The organism is Lewinellaceae bacterium (assembly GCA_020636105.1).
Taxonomy (GTDB): domain Bacteria; phylum Bacteroidota; class Bacteroidia; order Chitinophagales; family Saprospiraceae; genus BCD1.
The window spans coordinates 556,147-579,099 of the sequence record JACJYL010000002.1; the positions used below are offsets into that span (position 1 = coordinate 556,147).

22 protein-coding genes are annotated in these 22,953 nt (G+C 44.1%); 7 read left to right on the plus strand and 15 right to left on the minus strand.

Annotation, left to right across the window (positions count from 1 at the left end):
• Nucleotides 1-54 precede the first annotated feature (54 nt).
• The 3 genes from H6571_19545 to H6571_19555 form a co-directional block, all read right to left on the minus strand.
• Nucleotides 55-1,791, minus strand: coding sequence for a thiamine pyrophosphate-binding protein (locus H6571_19545; protein ID MCB9325942.1), 1,737 nt, complete (start codon nucleotides 1,789-1,791; stop codon nucleotides 55-57).
• 399 nt (nucleotides 1,792-2,190) lie between these two features.
• A complete protein-coding gene (locus H6571_19550; GenBank protein ID MCB9325943.1) occupies nucleotides 2,191-2,739 on the minus strand; it encodes a hypothetical protein in 549 nt (182 codons plus the stop codon).
• A 443-nt stretch (nucleotides 2,740-3,182) separates the two neighbouring features.
• Nucleotides 3,183-4,817 (minus strand): FAD-binding dehydrogenase, encoded by a 1,635-nt coding sequence (locus tag H6571_19555; GenBank protein ID MCB9325944.1) that lies wholly within the window; start codon nucleotides 4,815-4,817, stop codon nucleotides 3,183-3,185.
• 116 nt (nucleotides 4,818-4,933) lie between these two features.
• Between H6571_19555 and H6571_19560 the strand changes: the two genes are divergently transcribed.
• Both H6571_19560 and H6571_19565 read left to right on the plus strand, forming a co-directional pair.
• The gene (locus H6571_19560; protein MCB9325945.1) at nucleotides 4,934-5,896 is read left to right on the plus strand and encodes a zinc-binding dehydrogenase; all 963 of its coding nucleotides are present in this window, start codon (nucleotides 4,934-4,936) and stop codon (nucleotides 5,894-5,896) included.
• Between the two features lie 167 nt (nucleotides 5,897-6,063).
• Entirely contained in the window at nucleotides 6,064-6,573 is a 510-nt protein-coding gene (locus H6571_19565; GenBank protein MCB9325946.1) for a metallophosphoesterase family protein, read from the plus strand.
• A 185-nt stretch (nucleotides 6,574-6,758) separates the two neighbouring features.
• On the opposite strand, the gene msrB is transcribed toward H6571_19565, so the two are convergent.
• The 5 genes from msrB to H6571_19590 all read right to left on the minus strand — a co-directional run bounded on the left by msrB (nucleotide 6,759) and on the right by H6571_19590 (nucleotide 10,543).
• Nucleotides 6,759-7,322, minus strand: coding sequence for a peptide-methionine (R)-S-oxide reductase MsrB (gene msrB / locus H6571_19570; GenBank protein MCB9325947.1), 564 nt, complete (start codon nucleotides 7,320-7,322; stop codon nucleotides 6,759-6,761).
• A 57-nt stretch (nucleotides 7,323-7,379) separates the two neighbouring features.
• Nucleotides 7,380-7,832 carry a hypothetical protein gene (locus H6571_19575; GenBank protein MCB9325948.1) on the minus strand — a complete coding sequence of 151 codons (453 nt, stop codon included), beginning with the start codon at nucleotides 7,830-7,832 and terminating at the stop codon, nucleotides 7,380-7,382.
• Nucleotides 7,833-7,978: 146 nt separating this feature from the next.
• Nucleotides 7,979-8,824, minus strand: coding sequence for a TerC family protein (locus tag H6571_19580; protein MCB9325949.1), 846 nt, complete (start codon nucleotides 8,822-8,824; stop codon nucleotides 7,979-7,981).
• Between the two features lie 97 nt (nucleotides 8,825-8,921).
• A complete protein-coding gene (locus H6571_19585) occupies nucleotides 8,922-9,428 on the minus strand; it encodes a hypothetical protein (GenBank protein ID MCB9325950.1) in 507 nt (168 codons plus the stop codon).
• Nucleotides 9,425-10,543 (minus strand): hypothetical protein, encoded by a 1,119-nt coding sequence (locus H6571_19590; GenBank protein ID MCB9325951.1) that lies wholly within the window; start codon nucleotides 10,541-10,543, stop codon nucleotides 9,425-9,427. The genes H6571_19585 and H6571_19590 overlap by 4 nt, the downstream gene beginning before the upstream one ends.
• Before the next feature lie 126 nt (nucleotides 10,544-10,669).
• On the opposite strand from H6571_19590, the gene H6571_19595 reads away from it, so the two are divergent.
• Nucleotides 10,670-11,149 (plus strand): hypothetical protein, encoded by a 480-nt coding sequence (locus tag H6571_19595; protein MCB9325952.1) that lies wholly within the window; start codon nucleotides 10,670-10,672, stop codon nucleotides 11,147-11,149.
• 219 nt (nucleotides 11,150-11,368) lie between these two features.
• The gene (locus H6571_19600; protein ID MCB9325953.1) at nucleotides 11,369-12,943 is read left to right on the plus strand and encodes a choice-of-anchor B family protein; all 1,575 of its coding nucleotides are present in this window, start codon (nucleotides 11,369-11,371) and stop codon (nucleotides 12,941-12,943) included.
• A gap of 6 nt (nucleotides 12,944-12,949) precedes the next feature.
• Here the strand turns inward: H6571_19600 and trmD are convergent, their stop codons facing one another.
• From trmD to H6571_19615, 3 genes are all read right to left on the minus strand, one after another.
• Complete coding sequence (trmD, locus tag H6571_19605) at nucleotides 12,950-13,633, minus strand: tRNA (guanosine(37)-N1)-methyltransferase TrmD (GenBank protein MCB9325954.1); 684 nt, start codon at nucleotides 13,631-13,633, stop codon at nucleotides 12,950-12,952.
• Between the two features lie 9 nt (nucleotides 13,634-13,642).
• Nucleotides 13,643-14,230 (minus strand): FKBP-type peptidyl-prolyl cis-trans isomerase, encoded by a 588-nt coding sequence (locus H6571_19610; GenBank protein MCB9325955.1) that lies wholly within the window; start codon nucleotides 14,228-14,230, stop codon nucleotides 13,643-13,645.
• 180 nt (nucleotides 14,231-14,410) lie between these two features.
• The gene (locus tag H6571_19615; GenBank protein MCB9325956.1) at nucleotides 14,411-14,974 is read right to left on the minus strand and encodes a UbiX family flavin prenyltransferase; all 564 of its coding nucleotides are present in this window, start codon (nucleotides 14,972-14,974) and stop codon (nucleotides 14,411-14,413) included.
• Nucleotides 14,975-15,101: 127 nt separating this feature from the next.
• On the opposite strand from H6571_19615, the gene H6571_19620 reads away from it, so the two are divergent.
• Nucleotides 15,102-15,665, plus strand: a complete 564-nt coding sequence (locus tag H6571_19620) for a DUF255 domain-containing protein (GenBank protein ID MCB9325957.1) — start codon at nucleotides 15,102-15,104, stop codon at nucleotides 15,663-15,665.
• A 48-nt stretch (nucleotides 15,666-15,713) separates the two neighbouring features.
• Here H6571_19620 and H6571_19625 read toward each other — a convergent pair whose 3' ends face one another.
• The 3 genes from H6571_19625 to H6571_19635 all read right to left on the minus strand — a co-directional run bounded on the left by H6571_19625 (nucleotide 15,714) and on the right by H6571_19635 (nucleotide 17,727).
• Nucleotides 15,714-16,646, minus strand: a complete 933-nt coding sequence (locus tag H6571_19625; protein MCB9325958.1) for a hypothetical protein — start codon at nucleotides 16,644-16,646, stop codon at nucleotides 15,714-15,716.
• 372 nt (nucleotides 16,647-17,018) lie between these two features.
• Nucleotides 17,019-17,207: a hypothetical protein gene (locus H6571_19630; protein ID MCB9325959.1), complete on the minus strand. Its 189-nt coding sequence runs from the start codon at nucleotides 17,205-17,207 to the stop codon at nucleotides 17,019-17,021.
• A gap of 79 nt (nucleotides 17,208-17,286) precedes the next feature.
• The gene (locus H6571_19635; GenBank protein MCB9325960.1) at nucleotides 17,287-17,727 is read right to left on the minus strand and encodes a transposase; all 441 of its coding nucleotides are present in this window, start codon (nucleotides 17,725-17,727) and stop codon (nucleotides 17,287-17,289) included.
• Nucleotides 17,728-17,980: 253 nt separating this feature from the next.
• Here H6571_19635 and H6571_19640 point away from each other — a divergent pair, with 253 nt between their 5' ends.
• Complete coding sequence (locus tag H6571_19640) at nucleotides 17,981-18,505, plus strand: FKBP-type peptidyl-prolyl cis-trans isomerase (protein MCB9325961.1); 525 nt, start codon at nucleotides 17,981-17,983, stop codon at nucleotides 18,503-18,505.
• A 608-nt stretch (nucleotides 18,506-19,113) separates the two neighbouring features.
• Complete coding sequence (locus tag H6571_19645; protein MCB9325962.1) at nucleotides 19,114-22,482, plus strand: AAA family ATPase; 3,369 nt, start codon at nucleotides 19,114-19,116, stop codon at nucleotides 22,480-22,482.
• Between the two features lie 14 nt (nucleotides 22,483-22,496).
• Here H6571_19645 and H6571_19650 read toward each other — a convergent pair whose 3' ends face one another.
• On the minus strand, nucleotides 22,497-22,868 hold the full coding sequence (locus H6571_19650) for a hypothetical protein (GenBank protein ID MCB9325963.1): 372 nt from the start codon (nucleotides 22,866-22,868) through the stop codon (nucleotides 22,497-22,499).
• Nucleotides 22,869-22,953: the final 85 nt, after the last annotated feature.

A 22,953-nucleotide genomic window follows, 5' to 3' on the forward strand; every position in this document is an offset into this window, starting at 1 on the left:
AAGGTCAACCTTTTTTTATTGTCCACTTTACTAAACATAAAATACGCTCTTAATCTACCCCAAAACATTCCGCTTCACCGCACGGCCGATAAATCGTATTTTCTCTGCCAGCGGAAATCTCCTCAGGTTGGTTTTGACCACTCCTTTGGTGAGCATTGTCTTTTGGGTATAATCTATCTTCACATCCACGATGACCGGCACATTTTCCGTCGCCAGTTGTTTGGCTTTTTTTATGACCTCATCAATCTCATTGTCATTGTTCATCGCCAGGTAACGGGCTCCCGTGGCGATGGCGACTCCTTCGACTTTCAAATCGCCCAAAGTGGTGCACGTCTTTCTGTTGAGCGGAATTTTCTGGAACTGTGATATTTGCCCCAATTCCCCGTCATGGAAAACAAAAACGATAATGCCTAATCCATAGGTCGTGGCGGTGATCAATTCCATACATGTCATCTGGAAAGCTCCGTCGCCTACGATGGTCACCACTGTCTTATCCGGGTTCCCGAATTTAGCCCCGATGGAAGCTGGAATGGCATAACCCATACAATTAAAATCGGTGGGAGAAATGAGATGTCCGGCCGTATGCACAGGGAATAATTCTGCCGTCAGGAAGGTATGTTTACCGTCATCCACCACCATCAGTACATCATCAGGCATTTGTTGCCGCAAGGACTGAAAGAAAAATCCGGGAGAAACCATATCGTCCTGGGGGGCCTTCATCCAGGTGGCGCGGTAGGCTTCTTTTTCAGAAGCGATCATTTGCTTCAAAGCATCATTGTCGTTATGAGCCTGGACACTTTCTTCTTCAAACTCTTTTTCGAGTGCCGTTAAAATAGCATGGGCATCTCCTTCAATGGATAAAGTAGCCGGGTAGTTTTTATGAAAAACCTGGGGATTGATGTCAATATGGATAAGCTGTTCTGGCACATTCATGCCATAGCTGCCTGTGGCCAGTTCAGAAAACCTAACACCTATGGCCAGCAGACAATCACAATCGACAAAAGCTTTCCTTGCCGCCGGCAAGGCTGAAGCGCCAAACCCTACGCCCGTATGCATCGGGTGAATAGCGCGAAATGCACTTAACCCTGAAAAAGTGGTAGACACCGGAGCGTTTAATCTTTCTGCCAGTTTTTCCAGTTCTTCCAACGATCCCAATCCACCCCAACCGACATAAATGCCTGGTTTTTTAGCTTCATTCAACAACCTGGCCGCTTCTTTAATCTGTTCATCGGACCATGTTTTTTCTGCTTGCACAGGATGGTATTCCGGCAGCCCATCCACTTCTCCTCTAAAAAGCTGGAGCTCAACAGGTATTTCTATGAACACAGGACCCGGCTCCCCGCTAATAGCCATTTCATAGGCCTTGTAAATAGTAGGGATGATGTCTTCGTGCTTTTCTACCAGGTAATATTGTTTGACAATGGCACCTACCAATTCCCCAAGGTCCAGTTGGTGTAGCTGGTAGTGTTTCCCGGTATCCCTGCGTGTGCCCCCGGAAATGACCATCATGGGAATTCCATCGAGGAAAGCCTCTCCTATCCCGCTCATGGCATGCGTGGTTCCGGCAGCAGGCACGATCACCACTGTACCGATGGAATCAGTGGTCCGTGAAATACCGTCGGCCATAAAACTTGCTCCGCCCTCATGAGTCACCAGAACAGGTTCAATAATAGAGGAATTATTGAGTTCATCGTAAATCTCGGTATTGTGTACACCGGGAATGCCAAAAGTATATTTCACCCCGATCTGTTCCAATGCATAAACCGTGAGAAAGGATCCTGTTTTTTTCATTATAAGTCTATTTAGATTGGTCTTTGTAAAAATACATTGAACCCTTTCAGGGTTCTCTTATTTTCGTTTTCAGTCTTCCGATTTCATCGGAAGTTATTCAAATTTTATCCCTTTGGGATAATGGGTACTTTCTAACAAAAGTAAAAAGAGAAACTTCCAAAATCGGCGCCTGTCTGACGGCAAAGGCAGGTTCTTTTTTTCAATTCTTTTATTGAATGGTGGATATTGATTTAGGGGTGATTGCTTTTCTTTTTATACTTTTCATTAACGATTGTTGCATGCGCAATACGGGTTTTGGAGCGAAAACGGTCAAACCGTTACTATGTTTATCTGTTGCATTCATTTTCAATTTACCATACCGTCCTGCATTTGCATACGACTGGATGCTGTATGTGTTTTCTATTCATTACATCCATAATCCACTTCCAAAAATGTTTCACTTCCATTTTTATAAAGTCTTACATTATTTTCACCTGTTCGTTTTGATATCAAGTCGCCTATCTCGATTAATTCAAAGTTTCCATTTTGGAATATTACCCAATTTTGAATTTTCTCAATCTTATTATCATATTGAATTTCAATTGTTTTGTAATTGTGATTCGGGGTATCTCGGTATTTCTTTACTACAATTCCACTCCATTCTGATTGTTTAAAGTATCTAGCATTTTCACATGGGTCTGATTGCATCAATGATGGAACAATAATAAAAAATGAAGCTATAAAAATTATTGTACCAATTGGTAATCCAACTGCCATCAAAAAGTATCTTGTTCTCAGAGTTGGGTTGTTGGTATTTTTCGCAAGTTTCCACATGTTTGGTATATCTTTGACGTGATTCCAAAACCAACTAACCTCATATCCGTTTTGTTTTAATGTGGATTTAACCCAGTACCATAATCCATTAAGTCCAATAACTAGCATCATCATTATTGGAAAAATCTTATCCATTTTATCCATAATTTTATAATAATCATGCGGCATTCTCCAATTAGAAATCAATAGAAAAACTAATTTAATAACACCTGTTTTTAATCTCCTTACATTGTATCATTAAGGCAGTTTTTTTGTTAAATTACACAAAATGGAGTTCCACACATCTTTTACAAAAATTAAATAATTTCATCCTCATCCCTTTGACAAAACCACGAAATGGTTCAATCTCCATAACGGGGTTGTGTAAAAACTCAATTTTTCCAAAATATCTTGGAAAATGGAATATATAAAGCATGAAAAAACGACTTTTTACACATTGAATAATCATGTGATTTAAAAGATTTCTAGACTTTTTACACAACCCCAAAACCACGAAGTGGTTCAATCTCCATAACCGCCGATAAAATCGGCGGAGCCAACAAACCCTAAATTCCGAACCCTGAAAGGGTTCAATCCTTTCATTTCGTTTTCACAATATCCGCTGCTGCCAGCCGGGCATTAATGATACATCCGGAGAGAAAAGTTCCCTCAAGCGCCCGTTTGCCATGTACTCCACCGCCGCCGAATCCAGCGGCTTCCCCCACCGCATAAAGTCCCGGAATGGGCTGCTGTTTTTGTGGATCGGGATGATTGTCCAGTACCCTGCTTTGCAGATCCGTTTGAATCCCCCCTAAACTTTTGCGCGACAATATCCTGAGTTTGATGGCAATCAGCGGCATGGCCTTTGCATCGACGATCTTCTGAAATTTGCAGGTTCTCACCTTATCCCCACGATACTGACGGGCATGAGCGATACGACGCAACTGTTCGTCATTGTGGTATTTTTGGCCACGGTCGATCATCTGGTCGTAGGTGTGGACAGACTCCCGGAGCAAAGTCCCGGAAAATTCCTGGTGCTCCGGCGAAGCCTGGTGGATCTTATCGGTCAGTTCTTCCAGGGAGTTGGCCACAATAAAATCGGGGCAAGTGTTCAGCATTTCCTCCACCAGGGCCTTATTTCCCAAAAGAATGTTTTTCAGAAAAGCAAACAGCTTTTTATCCCTCACCGCAGGATTGTGTTCGGAACCGGAGATCGCAAATTCCTTGTAGGCGATCTTCCTGTTCATAACCTGCCAGGAATATTTTACAGGCTCTTCACAAATCCTTTTTACCAGGAACCGGGTATCGTAACCGGTAATCAAAGGCATTGGCCCCATTCTTTCCCCCTTGTGATTCAGCCACAATGCCGATTTACAGGGGACCAGGCTGAGTCCGTGGTTCGGGAACAACGGTTTGGGGTGTTGTACCCCTGCTGCGTAATTCCACATCCTGTCGAGATGGGTAATATTCCCCTTTTGAGCACTCACCGCATCGTGCATATCGCCGATGGCGTACTTGTGGGAACCATTGAGGATTTCTTCGGGAGGGTTTCCCCAATGTTGGGGCCAGTTTTGTTTTACCCGTTGTATGCTGCCATTGACGCCACCGCTGGCTACGACCACCGCGTCACCTGTAGCTTCAAAATCTTCATTGCTCAGCTCATCCTTTCCACTCAATCCCACTACCCTGCCATTTTGCACCGTCAGGTTAGTCACGCGGTGTCTGAACATGAGTTTGAGGTTTCCTTTGTGCTGGTGGTTTTCCAGGTGGAAAATCAACTGCTGAGTCAACCCATATCCCGTACCCCAGACGAGGTGGAAACGAGGCACAGAGTTTCCGGGCTGCAGCAATCCCCTTTCGACCCAGTGTACGACCGGAAAATACTTTATCCCGCGATTGCGCAGCCATTCGAAGGACCAGCCGTCAGAAAGTTCTACATATTGCCTCGCCCAGGCTTTGGTCCAGTATTCCTCTTCCCCGAATTCGGCGAAGGAAAACCAGTCTTTGGTCGCGAGATCTACATTATCTTTAATGCCGGCTTTTTGCTGAACGGGGCTGTTGACAAAAAACATACCGCCAAATGACCAGTTGGCCAGTCCGCCGAATTTATCGGCTTCATCCCGGTCGAAGAGGATCACTTTTTTTCCACTATCCAGCAATTCCAGTGCGGTAGTAATGCCTGCCAGGCCGCCGCCGGCGATAAGCACATCAGCCTGGTATTTTTGTTTTGACATAATTTCAGCAGTTATTTGGTGGGCGCCCTCCGGGGGTTATTCCCGGTATCGTAAATATCTGAAATTTTGTTCAAAAATTTTAGTGATTCAGCACATTCTCCGGTAGTTTTGTGAACATGAAAGCATTAATTTTAAAAGAAATCAATCAGGCGGTAACATTTGATCATTTTGACACACCCGAAGCCGGCGAAAATGAGGTTTTGGTAGAATTAAAAGCGGCGGCACTTAACCACCGGGATGTTTGGATCACCAAAGGCATGTATCCGAATATTGTCACGCCCATTATCATGGGTTCAGACGGTGCCGGTTTGGCTGGCGAGGAAGAAGTGATCATCAATCCTTCCATCAATTGGGGGGAAACCCCTGCTTTCCCCGGAAAAAATTACCAGATTCTCGGACTGCCCGCCCACGGCACTTTTGCTGAATTGGTTAAGGTAGAAAGAAAACAATTGTTTCCCAAACCAGCCCATTTAAGCTGGGAAGAGGCGGCGGCCCTTCCTTTAGCCGGGCTCACCGCTTATCGGGCGCTTTTCACTAAAGGACAACTCAGGAAAGGAGAAAACGTGCTCATTTCGGGTGTCGGAGGAGGCGTAGCGCTTTTTGCCTGCCAATTTGCACTGGCCGCCGGGGCCAATGTTTTTGTGACTTCCGGCTCGTCAGAAAAAATTGACCGGGCCATCGCCATGGGTGCGAAAGGCGGGGTTAATTACAAAGAAGAAAACTGGGACAAATCCATAAAAACCATATCGGGTGGTTTTGACGTGATCATTGACAGCGCAGGGGGAGACGGTTTTGCCCAACTCGTTAAATGTTGTAACCCCGGCGCCAGGGTCTGTTTTTATGGCGGCAGTCGAGGAGCCATCAACAACCTGAGTCCGCAGATCCTTTTTTGGAAACAAATTTCCCTGCTCGGCACTTCCATGGGAACTGACCAGGAGTTTGAAGATATGCTTCATTTTGTCACCCAACACAAAATCAAACCTGTGGTGGACAGCGTTTATCGCCTCAGGGACGGTCAGGCAGCCCTGGACAGGATGGCCTCAGGGAAACATTTTGGAAAAATAGTTTTTTCCATTTAAAGAACCCCTGGAGGAGCCCGCCCCAAGCGCAGCGTAACCAGGCTCAAAGAAATAAAAAAGAAGATTCAACGAGAAACAAGTAACAAGAAACAAGAAACAAGAAACAAGAAACAAGCAACAAGTAACCAGCAACAAGTAACCAGCAACAAGCAACAAGCAACCAGCACATGAGAATCGGCTTATTATCAGACACCCACGGATATTTGGATGAAAAAGTGTTCCAGTACTTTGAGCAATGCGATGAAATATGGCATGCCGGGGATATCGGCCATATGGAAGTCGTGGACAAACTGGAGGCTTTCCGTCCCTTGCGAGCCGTTTATGGCAATATTGACGATCACCTGATGCGCCGCAGGTTCCCGGAAGATGACCGCTTTGTGTGCGAAGGGGTGGATGTTTTCTTAACCCACATCGGAGGGTATCCCGGGAGATACAATGTGAGGGTGAGGGAAATATTAAAAAACCATCCACCGAAATTATTCATCTGTGGTCATTCACACATTCTTAAAGTAATGCCCGACAAAAAACTTGGATTATTGCATATCAATCCGGGCGCTTGCGGAATCCATGGGTTTCACATCGTGAGGACGATTGTTCGCTTTACGCTGGAAGCTGGAAATATTAAAGATTTAGAGGTAGTGGAACTAGGATTGAGGGGAGAGGTGAAGAATGGGTGAATGCGAGAATGCGTAGGACTCCTAGCATCCAATCCTGCAAATCCTAAAATCCTCAAAATCCTGATCCTGACAAGGGTGGATGCAAGAATGCTCCGAACTCCTGGCCCACCAATCCTGCAAATCCAAAATCCCGAAAATCCTGATCCTGACAAGGTGACAATAAAATCCCCCCCCCTGGCAAAAACCTATTTCTCCTTGGGTACAAAATCCAGCGACACAGAATTCAGGCAATAGCGCAAACCTGTTGGTTTGGGACCATCCTCAAACACATGGCCGAGGTGTCCGCCACAACGTGCGCAAACCACTTCTACCCTTCTCATTCCGTAACTGGTATCGACGATCTCTTTTACATTTTCCTTTTTGATGGGTTGATAATAACTGGGCCAGCCGGTACCGGACTTGAATTTTGTGGCTGAATCAAATAATGGCAAACCACATGCAGCACAAGTATAAATACCTTTCTTTTTGTTATCCCAGAACTCCCCGGTGAAGGCGCGTTCTGTTCCGGCTTCGCGCAAAACATTGAATTCCGCATCCGTCAGTTGGGCTCGCCATTCCTTTTCCGTTTGCACCACCGGATAAAGGGTATCTCCCGTAATGGAGAGAAAAATCTGGTCCGAAGCGGTATCCTGTTTTAACTCAGGAACGGTTGAAGTCGATTGAAGGGATTCCTGCTGGGCGTGGTTACAGGCAGGCAATAAAAAAATAAAAACGAGAGCCAGTACCGGGTTTAAAATCCTGTTGTTCATGATGTTATTATTTTAATAAATGATGAATCCGGCAAGGCCAAGGCCACTTTACACTTTTTATCTTTTACGCTGCCTGGGGTGATGCCATTCTTCTTTTTCTGCATATTCTACGATGTTTCTGACAAAAGACATAATGCCGAGAAATATCATAAAACCAACGGTGAGTACGAGGTAAATCCATTTGAAAGTCCCTACCTCACCAATGGTTTTGGAAGTTAACAGCCAGGAGACCAGGATTGTTGTGGTGCCGAGCCCCAAATAGCAGTAAATGACGCGGCCAAGATATTTTGACACATTTTCGGCCTTTACGATGAACAAACTTCCGAACATGGCAAAGATGAAAAGCGAAGCCCCGCCGGCCATATAGGGAAATTTGACCGAGGGTTCAATCATATGAGTCCATTCGAGCAATTTTGACCCAACAGCCATTATAAGATATCCCGCCCCAACGATCAGGAGCAACCGCACCGGGTTAAAGGGTTTGTCGTAAAAGGTGGTCGATTCTTGCATAAACAGCTTTTTTTGTTTCCAATCATTAGTAAAGGTAGTGATAAAGTGGGAAACGATTATTGTAAAAAAAAGTTGGGGGTTACGGGTTATTCCGCACCCCACAACCCCCAACCTATATCCTTTTATGGACGGATTCAGTCTTTTTATTATTTCTCCATCAGTCCCTGCTGAATGGCATCTTCTGTTGCGCCATGCAGCTGAATGGGATCCAGACGTTTCTTACGGAATCGCATATTTAGGAATTCCACAAACAAGGAAAAGGTAATGGCAAAATAAAGATATCCTTTGGGTACACTTCCTACATGCCCTCCGAAAACATCCAGGTCAGCCAGGTGGGCTCCTTCAGCAATCAGGGTAAATCCTATCAGGATCAGGAAAGAAAGACCCAACATTTGAATGGAAGGGTGACGGTTTACAAAATTGGCAACCGTTACGGCAAAAAGCATCATAATACCCACAGAAAGGACCACTGCAATGATCATGATGAGCAGCGCTCCCGCTAACCCGTTGGTCATGCCCACTGCGGTAAGGATGGAATCAAAAGAAAAAACGATATTGATGACCACCAATTCCAGAATGACCTGTGCCACGCCTGATTTTTTCCTGGGAGTAGTTTCAGCACCCGGCTCATCGTGTGCTTCCAGTTTATGATGAATTTCGGTAGTACTTTTATACAGAAGGAATATGCCTCCGGCAATCAGAATCAGGCTTTGCCCGGAAAAGGCAGCATGAATCCAGGAACGGTCAAAACTGATCCAGGGAGTTTCCATGGCCACCAGCCAGGAAATACCGAACAACAAGGCAATACGCAACACCATGGCCAACACCAAACCTATATTGGAAGCCCTGGGGCGATCGGCTTCGTCCAGTTTGTTGGTGGCAATCGAAATGAAAATGATATTATCGATACCGAGTACAATCTCCAGAAAGGTAAGCGTCAGCAAACTCATCCAGACGGCTCCACTGCCGAAATCAGGTAAGGCGAATTCCATAATTTTTCAGTTGTATTTTATGATAGAAATTCTTACTCGAAAATATTCAACAAAAGAATATGCAATTTTACAAAAAATAAAATTTGCGACAGGAGAATTAAAAAAGAGAATTTAGGTTTTTGATCACCTGAAAATGCTCCAGTTGATAATAATCTTTTACCGCTTCCAGCAATTCCTCCCTGACGACCATCAGTAAGGCTCCGGAAGTTTTCGAAGTTTTGTAATAAGCCAGCACCTGTTTTAAGGCCGGCTCCAGGCCAAGGCCCATGAGTTCAAGTTTACCCACTTCGTCAATGATGATCCAATCAGGATTCAGATCCGGATCATTCAAAAGGGTTTGATGGGCAATCCCAAAGGCCGTGGAGAGAAAATTGAATTTTGAAATGGTTACCAATTGTGACTCTGGCATCGTTTTCGCTAAGGCATCAGCAACCTGAAAATCATGCCACTTCCTGTCATACAAGGTAAAAAGGTAGCGCAATTCACCCTTATCCGGGGTAAGAAAACCGCCAATATTGGATCTTTTTCCGACCCAATTCATCAAGGCGGTGGTCTTGCCTGATCTAATGGGCCCGGTGAAAATAAATATCCGAATTGGCCTCATGGATTGTTTTCATTAGAAACATAAACCAAGGCATAGGTAATGGTTCGAATTACCAAAGCTTTCCATCTGCGCCATCCACTTAATGCCCGGGTATCCCGCCAGGCCGTTCGGGTTAATTCCCTGAAAACGGGTTGCAAACTCAACGCTGCAGCCACCTCCTGCCGGTAATCCGATGCTTTTTTATTTAAAAACCGTTGCAATAATCTCATGACCAGAGGCGCCAAAACGAAATACCACAATACTAATAACCCTGCCACCCGAAGCAATATCCAAATTGGATCCATGAAATTCCTGTAGGAGGGCACCAGCAGGTAAGCTAATGAAAAAACAACCAGAGCCAAGGCGCCCAACCGGAAGGAAGAGCGTTTCCAAAGTGGCCGGGATTTACTGTGCCTGGTTGCCTCAGAAGGAGTGCTTAATTCCTGAAAATTTAAGACTAATTTTTCAGAAGCCACCCTTACCTCGGCAGGCAATCGCCCGGCCAGGTAGCCGACCAATAACCCGGAGACCAAATAAAGCCCCAAATACAATGAGACCACCCACCAACTTCCCTGGGCACTTACCCCTTCGGCAAGCATCCCGAATTTTTTAAAAACATAATCGATGAAAGCATCCAAAGATTCCCACAGGGATAGTCCGAACAGCAAGGTAAGGGTCAGCAATTTCTGGAGGGCAGATTCCATCAAGGCAAGTACTCCCAGCAACAGGGCTGCTGCCCTGAAAGAGGGAATGAATCGAAACAACAGAGCTCCCATCAGTCCCTGAAAACCAACCGCTATATAGGCCGTAACCGGGGAATGCGGACTGACCATCGCCTTGATGATGAGCACCACCAACAGGGCCCTTGGTATGTCCACCATCGGCTTATCCGTCATGCTGGCGATCAGCGCAATAAGCATTACAGCTACCCCTCCGACAAAAATTCCGGTAAAAGGAAGGCTGAACAAATGCATCACGCCACCCATGGCGGCTTCGCTTAGCGCCCATAGTGCCGTGAGTCGGATTATGGCGGTTTGATCCTCCTGCCGTAGACTGGTTTTTTTCTGAAAATTCATGCTTTTCTGTTGGTTGAAAAAAGAAATCAGCATGGTTTTGGTCAGCTTGTTATGGAGCATATTTTTTCGATATGCATAACCATTCACATCGGCACAAAGGTAATGTCTTGCCCTGAAATTTGCACTAAAAAATGAAATACTTCCCTATTTTTGCCCCTTGAAACAAAAAAAGCCTATTCACACAACATGAAATACCGACTGCTCACCAAAGAAGAACTCGAAACCCTAGAACCGGAATTCATCCGATTCCTCGCCGCCAATACCGTCACCGCTGACGATTGGGTAAAGATCAAAAAGGTTACTCCCGAAAAAGCGGACGACCTGATCGAAATGTTCAGCGATATTGTCATCGGGCAAACATTAGAGCGCATTAAGTACCTCGATCTTAAACGCCCTAAGGATATTAGGAGTTTCTTGTGTGATAAGGATAAGATTTTCCTGAAAGGTATTTTTATTGAAGGGGAAAATGATTTTGTTTTCGACCTTGACGAGCTGCCGGAAAAAATGCTTTCCAACTTCAATGACTCCGATGCGGAACTTAAACTCTATAAATCCGAACGTGACTACAAAGATTCCCGGGAGATGGAACTCTTTCGATTGATCGAACAGGGAGCCCTCATCTCCAAAGACGGTCACCTCTATAACCTCTTATCCCAACTATACTAACTGCCGGGGAGTGTTCGACGTTCCTGATTTAAGGTTAAAATGTTATTGATAATTAACGGGAGATTGCTCCCTTTATGACTTTGTGGTAAAACTATGTGACTATGTGGTAAAACAACTATGTGAACTATGTGGTAAAATAACTATGTGAACTATGTGACTATGTGGTAAAATAGCTATGTGAACTATGTGGTAAACCAAATTAAGTATAAAAATTCAACCATGACTAAAAAAACCCTGCTTTTCATCCTCCTGCTGACAACTTGTTTATCCATTATCTCAGCCCAGGAATCCCTTAACGTAAGTCTGTACGCCCAATACAACCGGGGAGAACAGCGATACTCAGGATCCTGGTATTACACCGCGGAAGACGGCACGGAATATGCCCTTTTGGGTGCCCATGACGGAACCGCCATTTACCGGATTATGGAAGCAGGCCAGCTGGAGGAAGTCGCTTATATCCCCGGGCCGCAAACCAACTGGCGGGAGATCACCGTTGTAGAAAACCATGCCTATGTCGTGACGGATGTTTCAGGCATTGATAACGGCATGCAGGTCATCCGGCTGGATCAATTGCCGGAGCAGGCAACGCTGGTGACCAACTATAACCTGACTTTTACCAAAGGACACATCATTCAAAAAGATATTTTCAGCGATGCTCCATACGTTTATATTGCCGGAACTACAACGACCCAAGGCATTCACATTATGGATGTTTCCGACCCGGAAAACCCGACAGAAGCCGGGCTTTACGCCCCCGGCTACTACATTCACGACTGCCATATCCGTGGCGACACCATGTTTGCTTCTGCTTTTTATGAAGGCACCATTGATTTTGTAGATATTTCCGACAAAAGCCATCCGACTTTAATCACCAGGATGGACATTCCCGATGGCAAAGTCCACAGCTCCTCCATGACCATGGATGGTAAATTCCTGTTTGTAGCGCCGGAACAGGATGGACTTCCTGCAAGACTATTCAATATCGAAGACTTTTCTGATCCTGTGGAAGTAGCTTCCTACACCGCCAACCCGATCAGCCTGGTTCACAACCCCTACATCCTCGGAGATTTTGCCTTCATCACGCACAATACCGAAGGACTCCGGGTGGTTGACATAACGGATCCGACCACCCCGGTAGAAGTGGGCTTTTATGATACCTGGCCCGGCGAAAGTGGTGGCTTCAACGGCTTGTGGTCGGGCTGCCCGTATTTGCCCTCAGGCAAGATCATCGGCGGCAACCGGGAAGATGGATTGTATGTGTGGGAATTCAACCAGACCAAAGCCGGCCGGCTTTATGGAACCGTGGTGGACTCCATAACCAACCTGCCCATCTCCAATGCTGAAATCCGCCTTTTGGAAAATGATCATGTGGTATATAGCTCTGCCCTTGGCGAATTTCGAACAGGGGCTGTTCCAGGCACCTACACCTTGAAGGTAACAGCCCAGGGATACCCGGAAAAAGAAATCACCATTGATTTTGATGAAGAAAGCTCAGCAGAAGTCATCCTTAAACTTTCCAATGAAATAACGGCAATAGGATTAGCTCAAGCAGGGGAGGAATTTAATATTTTCCCCAATCCCTTTTGTCAAAAAACGATGATTGAAACCCGTTTGGACACAAAAATCAAGACCATTAAAATCATGGACGGTTCGGGAAAGACCATTGAGATTTTCCACCCGGGACAAACGCCTTATGAACTGAACATGGAAGCCTTGCCTATGGGCACATATTTTTTAAAAGCCATGGATAAAAACGGGGAATCCGTTGCCGTGCGAAGCCTGATCAAAAATTGAGCTGGATTAATCTTCTTCGTCCAACAGGTCAGGGCGCCTTTCCTGAGTTCGCTTAAGCGCCTGCTCAAAACGCCATTCCTCGATGTTTTTAAAATTTCCGGAGAGCAAAACTTCGGGTACTTTGGCCCCTCTGAAATCAGCGGGCCGGGTATAAACGGGAGGAGCGAGCAAATTATCCTGGAAAGAATCAAAAAGCGCAGAAGTTTCGTCGCCCAGTACGCCCGGCAACAGCCGGCCTATGGCATCTACCAAAACCGCAGCGCCCAATTCTCCTCCTGAAAGGACATAATCGCCAATGGAAATTTCTTTGGTAATGAATTGTTCGCGAATGCGCTCATCAATGCCTTTGTAATGGCCACAGAGGATGAGTAAATTGCCTTTTAAAGAAAGGTGGTTACAGGTTTTTTGATCCAGCCGTACTCCGTCCGGAGTCATGAAGATAATCTCGTCGTAAGTCCGAAGAGACTGTAAGTGTTCTATACAATTGGCGAGGGGTTCGGCCATCATAACCATTCCGGCTCCACCTCCAAACTGGTAATCGTCCAGCTGCTGGTTCCTGCCCAGCCCCCAGGGACGAAGATCATGCACATTGACTTCCAGCAGGCCTTTTTCCTGGGCCCGTTTCATAATGGAATGCTGAAAAGGACTGACCAGCAAATCAGGTTGTACCGACAGGATATCAATGTGCATGCAAAAAAATTATTTTACAATATCAAGTAATTCTACTTCGAAAATGAGGGTAGAGAAAGGTCCGATCTGTCCTCCTGCACCACGTGAACCATAGGCCAGGTCATAAGGAATGAACAATTTCCATTTTGATCCTACCGGCATCAGTTGGAGGGCTTCCACCCAGCCGCTGATGACCTGAGTAACACCAAAAGTGGCAGGTTCTCCACGATCCACAGAGCTGTCAAATACAGTACCATTGAGCAATGTGCCGTGATAATGTACCTTCACCTTATCCGCAGCCGTTGGAATAGGTCCCGTACCTTTAGTCATAATCTCATATTGGAGGCCACTTTCCAGGGTCACAACGCCGGGGCGTTTGCCATTTTCCTCCAGGAATTTTTTACCCACAGCAATGACTTCTTCATGTTTTTTGGCATCCTGAGCTGTCAGAAAATCCTGTACTTGTTGATTGGCGGTCTGCACGTCTATTTTCAATGCACTGTCTTTCAATACATCATCAATAGCCTGAGCCATTGAAGCTCCGTCCAAATTCTCAAAACCCTGTCCTTTTAAATTCTGGGCAACAAGCACTCCCAAACTGTAACTCAATGTATCCATTTTTTGTTGAGCATTTATACTGGTGATAAAAAATAGTGTCGCGATAAAAGAATAAAATACCTTTTTCATAAAATAAATTTAATTTTTTTTTAAAAACCCCACAAAAGTAATGGAAAATAGGAAATTGCCTACTTTACGGGACTAATTATTGAATTTGTTACAATCCTCTTTACCCCAAAATCACGAAGATTCACTCCATCGGTAAGTATCCAGATCAAACCCGGCCAGGTCCAAAACCCTGTCTGTTACCGTAGCAGCCAGTTCCTCGAATGTTTTTGGCTTGCTGTAGAACGACGGACTGGCGGGACAAATTATGCCGCCGGCCAATGTTATGGTTTCCATATTCCGGATATGAATCAGGTTGTAGGGCGTATCACGAGGTACCAGGATAAGTTTTCTCCTTTCCTTGAGCATCACATCGGCGGCCCGCCCGACCAGGTCAGTGGAGAGCCCGGCCGCGATCCTCCCCATCTGCCCCATCGAACAGGGACAAATGATCATGGTATCGTATTGGGCAGAACCGGAGGCGAAAGGAGCCATAAAATCATTAGGCTCATAACGATCGAAGGGGTAGTTTTCAAAGGAGCGATCTCCTAATTCAAATTCCCAGTTAAAACAAGCATTCTTACTCATCACTACCCCGACAGCCTCCCACTGTTTCCTGAGTTCTTTCAATTTATCCAATAAAACTTTTGCGTATATTGCACCACTTGACCCCCCCACGGCTACTACTATTTTCTTCATTTTTGTTAGCTTTAAGCCTGTTAAGATAAACATAAGATCACAACATTATTTTGGGTTTATTGTTTGAATTCCTAATTTTGATAAAAATTGTCCCCTCGTTATGATCCGTTTCACTAAAAATTTAAACATGAAAAAATTTATCGTTGGATTTTCCGTCATTGCTTTTTCAGCTGTATTGTTCGCCTTTACGCCTGAAAAAAATGCCCCTGAACCCATTACTCCAATCGCCAATGAAACCGCTCAGGTAAAATGGTACACCTGGGACGAAGCCATCAAAGCAGCAGAAAAAAGCCCCAAAAAGGTCTTTGTTGATGTTTACACTCAATGGTGCGGCTGGTGCAAAAAAATGGATCAAACCACCTTTGCCGATCCTAAGGTAGCTGCTTACCTCAACAAAAATTTCTACCCTGTCAAATTTGATGCCGAACAAAAAGAATCGATCAACTATAAAAACAATGTCCTGAAATACAGAGCCGATGTAGGCCGCAGAGGCCTGCACGAACTGGCCTATGCACTTTTGGACGGCCGTACCAGTTATCCGAGTTACGTTTACCTCGATGAAAAACAGGACAGGATTACCATCTCTCCCGGCTACAAGGAGGCGGGCCCTTTTCTCAAGGAGCTGAAGTTCATTTCAGAAGAACATTATAAAACAACCACTTATGACGATTACGTCAAAAAGGGTAAATAATTTTCCTGCCGTCACGGGGGTACTCAAAATTCCCGTGACGGTTTTCCTTTAATTTTCTTTCCTGCTTTCCACCAAATCATCCAGGTCCAGAAATTCCCAGTCGAGGCTTTTTTTGCGCACATCCCTGTGAAAAATCAGTATCTTATCCTTATCAAAACTGGTAACATAATCCGGCGCGGTGGCAAACTCAAGACTGTTGTTGATGCCCGACCCCAAAAAGACAATGCTGTCCGGTGTCTGGAATTCATATTCCTTGGCCCGCATCCCAAAATCTCCTCCCACCAGGATAACCTTCACCCCCCTGGAACGCACCTGCTTTAACTTTGGATACAAAAAATCAGTGAGGTAAAAAGCGGAATCGCAGCTGGCCTGGATGCCCGGATAGTTCGTATTAAACACCTCAGGGATCTGCCCGCTGGAATCCCTCCTGAGTTCACTCATGATGGCATGATGGTGCAGGATGACCAGGTGGGAAGACTCAGAAATGGTATCCGTTATGTTTTTGATAAGCTCAAGCTGTTCCGCTCTTTGATCACAATCATCCTGCAATTGTTTTGGAGGAAAATAACGGAACAAATTCGTATTCAGCACCAAGAGGCAAATACCGTCGAAAGTACGGGTGTAAAAGGTATTCCTTCCCGTCCTTTTGGTTATAAAATCAATATTCCCGTACTTGATGTCGTGGTTACCAAGGGTCCATTGCAGCTTTTCAGAAGAAAGGTCAAAAATACTGTCGAGATAATCCAGGGTAGATTCCTTAAAAGTAAGGCGGGAACAAACATCCCCTCCCAGCCACACCTGGTCATAAGAAGAAAAATCCAGGGACTCCAATCGCGGATCTATTCCGTACCAGTCCTGCCAATCGTAAGGATGTCCGAGGAAAATATACCGTTTATCCTTTTCCTCCTGTTGAGTGCAGCCCTGTACTAAAAGAACCGCACCCAAATAAAACAACCACATAAATCCTCTTTTTTTATTCATATTCCAGGTCGATTTTCCAAAAAAAATTACAAAACAAGACAAAGGTCAGAATTTTTCAATAAAAATCAACCCCCTGCAACCGTGTTGCTGTTACTATAAGTGCCCGGAAAAAAGAGTGCCCCTGCATCCTTAACTTCTACATTCTGCGGTTGGATATTGGTTATTCCCCTTGATGGCCGAAGCATGTCGCTCTAATCGATGTGAATAATGAAAGTTATAAGGATCGGATTTGTGTGCCCGGAATTATCCGGGGCAGCAAGGGCTGATAGAGGTGGAAATTTTGGATTTTCGAAATAATATTGGATATATTGATTTGTGATTGGGAATGGGCTATTTTTGATCGGAAGGTATGACGAGCGTATTGGGTCGAAGCTAAAAGCCTCCCTTCGGCGTCAGCAGACAGGCTGCGACCATCGACTCTATCATGGCCTGTAGCATCTCGCTAAATACACTTCCCTGACCAAATAAGGGGCCGCCACTGTAGAGCTGTTTGCTGACACGTTCCCGTAATTCCGGATCAGGTATCAGTTCCTCCAATGTTTTACGTTTCTTTTTACTCATACGTCAAAGTTCTTATTTTTTTTTAAGTTAACTTTGACACAGTTATTTGAACACCCTCTATCTGGATTGAGTAAGTTAGTTATTCATCTTCTGTACTTTCTTCTTTAGAAAACTTTTTCAGTCCAACTATTTGAACAATGGTGACTAAAAGGGCAATAATAATGGACCCAAGAATATTTTTTTTGATAAGTAGTACAATGTTTTCTTCTATGTCTTTGTCAAAGTAATCAAATAAAAAAAGTGTTAGAAATAAAACGATAAAGAAAAGAAAAAAAGTTTTTAAAAATGCAGTCCAAAGGCGATACCAACTACCATCTTTTGACCACTTTTGGAAATAGTAATAAACTGTATTCCAGCTAATTGAGAATCGACCAAAAAATTCTCGTAAGGGAAGTTCTCGCCATTGAGAACCTGATTTCAGTTTATACAATATGGCTTGGATTATTCGCCATAGACCAAATTTACACTTTGGGCCTCGTTTGCCTTTGCTTAAGTGAGGAACCAATTTTTCGTTAATCAACTTTTTGCTTAACTTGACCATCGTTGCAGGGGGGGTGTGAGTTAAGTAGGATTTTCAAACTTAACTCTCTGCAACGCTTTATCCTAAAATCCAAAAAACTTTAAACAACTTCCTTAAATAAGCTCTGGGCATTGGTAAAAACTATAAATTCTCTTTTCAGGTAAATTTAGAGAACTTCATTGAACAAAATCAATTTAGAATTCCCTATCTTGGATCCTCTTTTTATAAAGAGGTTGTTTTAAAATATAGCTTTATGATCATTGAAAAAAATGTTGTCGTCAACCTGAATTACAAGCTACAGGAAAATAATGCAGAGGGAAGTGTAATTGAAGATACGGGGGACTCCCCACTGGTTTTTTTGTTTGGTGTAGAGCAAATGCTGCCTTCCTTTGAAGAGAATCTTGAAGGGAAAAAGGCGGGAGATTCCTTTGCCTTTGGATTGGAAAGCCACGATGCGTATGGTGCTTACGAGCCGGAATACGTTATCCCTGTTCCCAAAGATAGCTTTACAGTTAATGGCATAATACAGGAAGACCTGCTGGTTGTCGGTAATACCATTCCTTTGCAAGATCAGAGTGGCAATCAAATGATGGGTACAGTGGTGGAAGTTAAGGAGGAAGAAGTTGTGCTGGATTTTAACCACCCATTAGCTGGGGTCAATTTGTACTTTACCGTTCAGATAGAAAGTATCCGACAAGCCACTGAAGAAGAGCTTGAACACGGCCATGTACACGGCGTTGGGGGACATCCCCATGATGGCCGAAGCATGTCGCTCTAATCGATGTGAATAATGAAAGTTATAAGGATCGGATTTGTGTGCCCGGAATTATCCGGGGCAGCAAGGGCTGATAGAGGTGGAAATTTCACCGATCGCCAAAGCATATCCCAAAAAATAAAAAAACATGAATCATCCCGAATTTCATCTAATCAGATTAAATTCGGGATTTTTCTTTTACAAAAGAAATAAACCGCAAAACCTGCCTTCCGTCGCGGCAGCAGGCAAAGTTTAAAACAAGTAACCGCAAAATTTAGAAGTGTTTGGGTCGTGGGTTAGGTGTTTTGCGACAAAAAATGACTTTTTTCCAAAACCCAAACCTTTTGCCCACTCACTTTTACACCTGCCTTCCTGCGTCAGCAGGCAGGTTTTAAATTACTTGTTTTACATTTTACATTTAAAAAATACTTCAAATAATCAAAAAATTTCTATTTCAGATAGTTTTTGAAAATTCGGAATGACTCATGTTTTTTGTGGAATGCTTTGAACATCTGCTGACATCGACTTGAGCAATAAGCTTCGGACATCAGGAGAATTTGTTGCACTCAATTTTGGAACTTATCCTTTCTTTTGGTTTCAATTCCTTACTTTTGTTCATGAAAATTCACACCATGAATAAAGCTGTACTCGCTGAACTGTTTTATAAGGAACTGCAAAAAATCGCCTTTAACGATCTTTTGTCTCCGACGGAACAAGTCAGGTCTCTCCAGCAGCTTTTGAATATTATTTTTGTTGAAATTACCCAAAAGGAACAACTTCAGTTTTCTACCCTGTTTACCCGGTTTGCCTACGTCGGCAACAAATACCAGATTCCTAAACAACTACAGTTTTTTCTCCATCGGTTTCGAAATATTCATCCTGAAAAAGATGCCAATGATTCTTTTACGCCCGAAAATATTTTTGACTTTGGGTTGAAGGTTCTCACGGAAGTCATTGAATTTATTTTTGAAGTAAAACCAACTCCCGACCTATTAAATCTGGTGCCCCCCTCATGGCCTGATATTTTTCGGCCTGTCGGCATTAAGGCATTCAAAAAAAGTGCCCGGGTAGTGATTTTGGATCATAACCCCGAACATGAGTACCTGCTAGGCAAGGACGAAGCGATTCCCGAAGAGATCATAAAAATCAGGTACAACATTCCTGAAAGAAATGAAAATTTTAATCCGACGATCAAATCGCTGGCCGTTTTGTTCGAATTTCCTTATGTCCTGAGCCTGATCGATATAGAGATTGATGAATCCGGTATTTACCATCCCCGGGCTTTTGTGGTGGAGCCTGATTTTTTGGTAGATGTGTCCTCCATTGCCGAATGTTTCAGTGGCAATAACAGTATTCCGTGGACTTACCTGTTAAAAAAATTCCTTCCTTTTGAGACCACCACCTACCTGATGATCGGAAATATTGCCAACTTTTTCCTGGATGAACTGATGAATAATCCAAAGATCTCTTTCCAGGAACTCAAAACAAAATTATTTGCGCTGAATCCTTTGGGATTTTGCCTGTTTACGGATCGGCAGGTCAAGGAAGTTGTCCAATCGGTACAGCGTCATTATTTAACCTTAAAAATGATGGTGACCTCCGGTTTTGGGGCGGAAGACATTCAACCCCAATATGCTTACCTGGAACCATCTTTTTATTCTGATCAATACGGACTCCAGGGGCGACTGGACATTTTTCACTACGATCCGGAAGGAAAGGGCAAAACAGCGATCGTCGAATTAAAAAGTGGTAAAGCCTTTATGCCAAATGTATATGGTATCAGTCCCAACCATTTCATGCAAACCCTGCTGTATGACCTGATGATCAAAGATGTTTTCCAAGACAAGGTAAACCCCGTCAATTACATCCTTTATTCAGGCCAGGAAATGAATCCATTGAGATTCGCCCCGGCTTCCAAACACCACCAGTTTGACGGATTGCAGATGAGGAACCTCCTGGTCAGCATTGAAAAAATGATATCCCTGTTGGGAACAGATCAAAACGTGCCTTTGCTGGAGCAGGGGGCCAAAATTTTTGGCCGGTTGAAGCCCGGCAATTTTCCCACCCTTAAAGGATTCACCCGGGATGAAATTATCCTCTTCGAAGACGTGTACCAACGGATGAGTGACCTGGAGAGAAAATATTTCATCTCTTTTTCAGGCTTTATTGCCCGGGAACAGCTCATGGCCAAGACAGGGGTTCAGGGTATAGACCGGATGAATGGGCAAGCCTCCCTTTGGCGGGACCGACAGCAGGAAAAACTGGACAACTATGCCATTTTGAGCCATTTGAACCTGGTACATAATGCTGCGGGGGAAGAAGAAGCCTTACTGTCCTTTGTAAAAACTGAATCTACCAACCCCCTCGCCAATTTCCGTAAGGGAGATATTGCCGTTTTATACCCGGAACAGGAGGGCCAAACCCCACTTTCCAGCCAGCTGTTCAAATGCACCATTGTTGAACTGACATCCAGCCAGGTCGTGCTGCGGCTGAGAGCCAAACAATTTAACAATGCCTTTTTCTCCCAATTTGATTTTTGGAATATAGAACATGACCTGCTGGATAGCAGCTTTACGGGGATGTACCGCCAATTGTTTGACTTTGCGAAAAGTTCAAAAGATAAAAGGGAGCTTTTGCTGGCACAACAACCTCCCAAACTCCTGCCATTAGACCAACAAATATTAGAGGATGACCCTCAAATGACGGAGGAACAGAATGAAATTTTCATGAAAGTCCACAATGCCCGTGACTATTTCCTCCTCTGGGGCCCGCCGGGAACGGGAAAAACGAGTGTTATGCTGCGAAAAATAGTGGCCCACATTTTTCAACATACCGGTGAAAACATCCTTTTGCTGGCCTATACCAACAGGGCCGTCGACGAAATATGCGAAGCCATTGACAGCATTGGCCCTGAGATGCAACAACAATATTTCCGCATCGGCTCCCGGTATTCAACAGGAGAAAAATGGCAAAAACAACTCCTCAATGTCAAAATAGAAGACCTATCCTCCAGACAGGCACTGAAGGATCTCATAGACCGACACCGCATTGTAGTGGGTACAATTTCTTCTGTTGTGGGAAAAACAGAACTATTTAAATTAAAAAATTTCGACCAGGTAATAATTGACGAAGCTTCTCAAATCCCTGAACCCATGCTTGTGGGAATATTGCCTTTATTTAAGAAATTTGTGCTCATTGGAGATCACCGGCAATTGCCGGCAGTGGTAGCCCAAAGTGAAGAAGCCACTTTGGTGACGGATAAAGAGTTACAATCTATAGGGCTGAACAATCTGAGGAACAGCCTTTTTGAACGGCTTTATTTGCAATGCATCCAAAACGATTGGAACCATGCCTTTGCCCAGCTGAGCCACCAGGGCCGCATGCATAGCGAGATCATGGAATTCCCCAATCATTTCTTTTATGGCAATAGCCTTAAAGTGCTCCCCGAAAACCTCGACAAAACCCAAAAGCAAATTCGGGGATTGAAAAAATTAACGAGTCCTGCCAATGAAATGGAATCCCTGATTGTTAACAACCGAACCGTTTTTATCCCCACCAGAGCCGACGAATCCAGCATAATCAATAAAACCAATCACCACGAAGCCATCCTGGCTGCCGAAGTGGCCAATATTTTCAGAAAACTTTTCGCCGCCGAAAACAGTCTTACCCCGGAGTGCATTGGCATTATTACCCCTTACCGTGCCCAGATTGCCCTGATCAAGCAAGCATTATTTCAACTAGACATAGAGGAAGGCCTCATAACGGTTGATACGGTTGAACGTTACCAGGGAGGCGCACGAAGGGTCATCATCATATCCCTTTGCGTTAACGAACTTAGTCAACTCAATACGCTGGTAAGCCTTTCTTCCGAAGGCGTGGATCGCAAACTAAACGTAGCGATGACCCGTGCCCGGGAGCATCTTATCCTGCTGGGCAACGAAGGCATTTTAAGAAAAAATCATCTTTATAATGAAATGATCGAACGCTTTACCAGTATTTGATCTTTTTCACAGAATCACTGCGTCACACTCGCCCGCAATGCCCTGTTTTCAATGATCATTACCTCGTATAATTCAGGATAGGCAATCACAGAATCCAACAAATCAGTACTTCCCAATCCATAAAATTGCGGATAGCGTTTGCCGAAAACTTCATACTTCTCATCTTTTGACATCCCGGAATAAATATAATCCGGTGCCTTATAGTCTGCCGGAATTGGCTTGTCCAAAACCTGCGACAAGTAGGCACGAGCCTCATCATAACTTCTCAAAACAATCTTGGGAGTATTATCTTTTTCTTGAGAAGCCCCTCCATCACATGATACCATGGCGGTAATGACCACAAACAACACTAAACTTAAAAAAGTGATTTTTTTCAAACTATTCATTTTATCCATTTTGAGCTTTTAATTATTTCTACGTAAATATATGAGTTTTCGAAAATTTAAATAAAAAATGTCAATTTAATAAAAC

Excerpts from the sequence above, each read along its gene's own strand:
- H6571_19580 (MCB9325949.1), bottom strand. The coding sequence starts at position 8,824 with ATGGAATTCGCCTTACCTGATTTCGGCAGTGGAGCCGTCTGGATGAGT.
- H6571_19610 (MCB9325955.1), bottom strand. The coding sequence starts at position 14,230 with ATGGATACATTGAGTTACAGTTTGGGAGTGCTTGTTGCCCAGAATTTA.
- trmD (MCB9325954.1), bottom strand. The coding sequence starts at position 13,633 with ATGCACATTGATATCCTGTCGGTACAACCTGATTTGCTGGTCAGTCCT.
- H6571_19620 (MCB9325957.1), top strand. The coding sequence starts at position 15,102 with ATGAAAAAATTTATCGTTGGATTTTCCGTCATTGCTTTTTCAGCTGTA.
- H6571_19575 (MCB9325948.1), bottom strand. The coding sequence starts at position 7,832 with ATGCAAGAATCGACCACCTTTTACGACAAACCCTTTAACCCGGTGCGG.
- H6571_19625 (MCB9325958.1), bottom strand. The coding sequence starts at position 16,646 with ATGAATAAAAAAAGAGGATTTATGTGGTTGTTTTATTTGGGTGCGGTT.
- H6571_19645 (MCB9325962.1), top strand. The coding sequence starts at position 19,114 with ATGAATAAAGCTGTACTCGCTGAACTGTTTTATAAGGAACTGCAAAAA.
- H6571_19545 (MCB9325942.1), bottom strand. The coding sequence starts at position 1,791 with ATGAAAAAAACAGGATCCTTTCTCACGGTTTATGCATTGGAACAGATC.
- H6571_19600 (MCB9325953.1), top strand. The coding sequence starts at position 11,369 with ATGACTAAAAAAACCCTGCTTTTCATCCTCCTGCTGACAACTTGTTTA.
- H6571_19560 (MCB9325945.1), top strand. The coding sequence starts at position 4,934 with ATGAAAGCATTAATTTTAAAAGAAATCAATCAGGCGGTAACATTTGAT.
- H6571_19585 (MCB9325950.1), bottom strand. The coding sequence starts at position 9,428 with ATGAGGCCAATTCGGATATTTATTTTCACCGGGCCCATTAGATCAGGC.
- H6571_19650 (MCB9325963.1), bottom strand. The coding sequence starts at position 22,868 with ATGAATAGTTTGAAAAAAATCACTTTTTTAAGTTTAGTGTTGTTTGTG.
- H6571_19595 (MCB9325952.1), top strand. The coding sequence starts at position 10,670 with ATGAAATACCGACTGCTCACCAAAGAAGAACTCGAAACCCTAGAACCG.
- H6571_19615 (MCB9325956.1), bottom strand. The coding sequence starts at position 14,974 with ATGAAGAAAATAGTAGTAGCCGTGGGGGGGTCAAGTGGTGCAATATAC.
- H6571_19590 (MCB9325951.1), bottom strand. The coding sequence starts at position 10,543 with ATGCTCCATAACAAGCTGACCAAAACCATGCTGATTTCTTTTTTCAAC.
- H6571_19565 (MCB9325946.1), top strand. The coding sequence starts at position 6,064 with ATGAGAATCGGCTTATTATCAGACACCCACGGATATTTGGATGAAAAA.
- msrB (MCB9325947.1), bottom strand. The coding sequence starts at position 7,322 with ATGAACAACAGGATTTTAAACCCGGTACTGGCTCTCGTTTTTATTTTT.
- H6571_19550 (MCB9325943.1), bottom strand. The coding sequence starts at position 2,739 with ATGGATAAGATTTTTCCAATAATGATGATGCTAGTTATTGGACTTAAT.
- H6571_19555 (MCB9325944.1), bottom strand. The coding sequence starts at position 4,817 with ATGTCAAAACAAAAATACCAGGCTGATGTGCTTATCGCCGGCGGCGGC.
- H6571_19640 (MCB9325961.1), top strand. The coding sequence starts at position 17,981 with ATGATCATTGAAAAAAATGTTGTCGTCAACCTGAATTACAAGCTACAG.
- H6571_19630 (MCB9325959.1), bottom strand. The coding sequence starts at position 17,207 with ATGAGTAAAAAGAAACGTAAAACATTGGAGGAACTGATACCTGATCCG.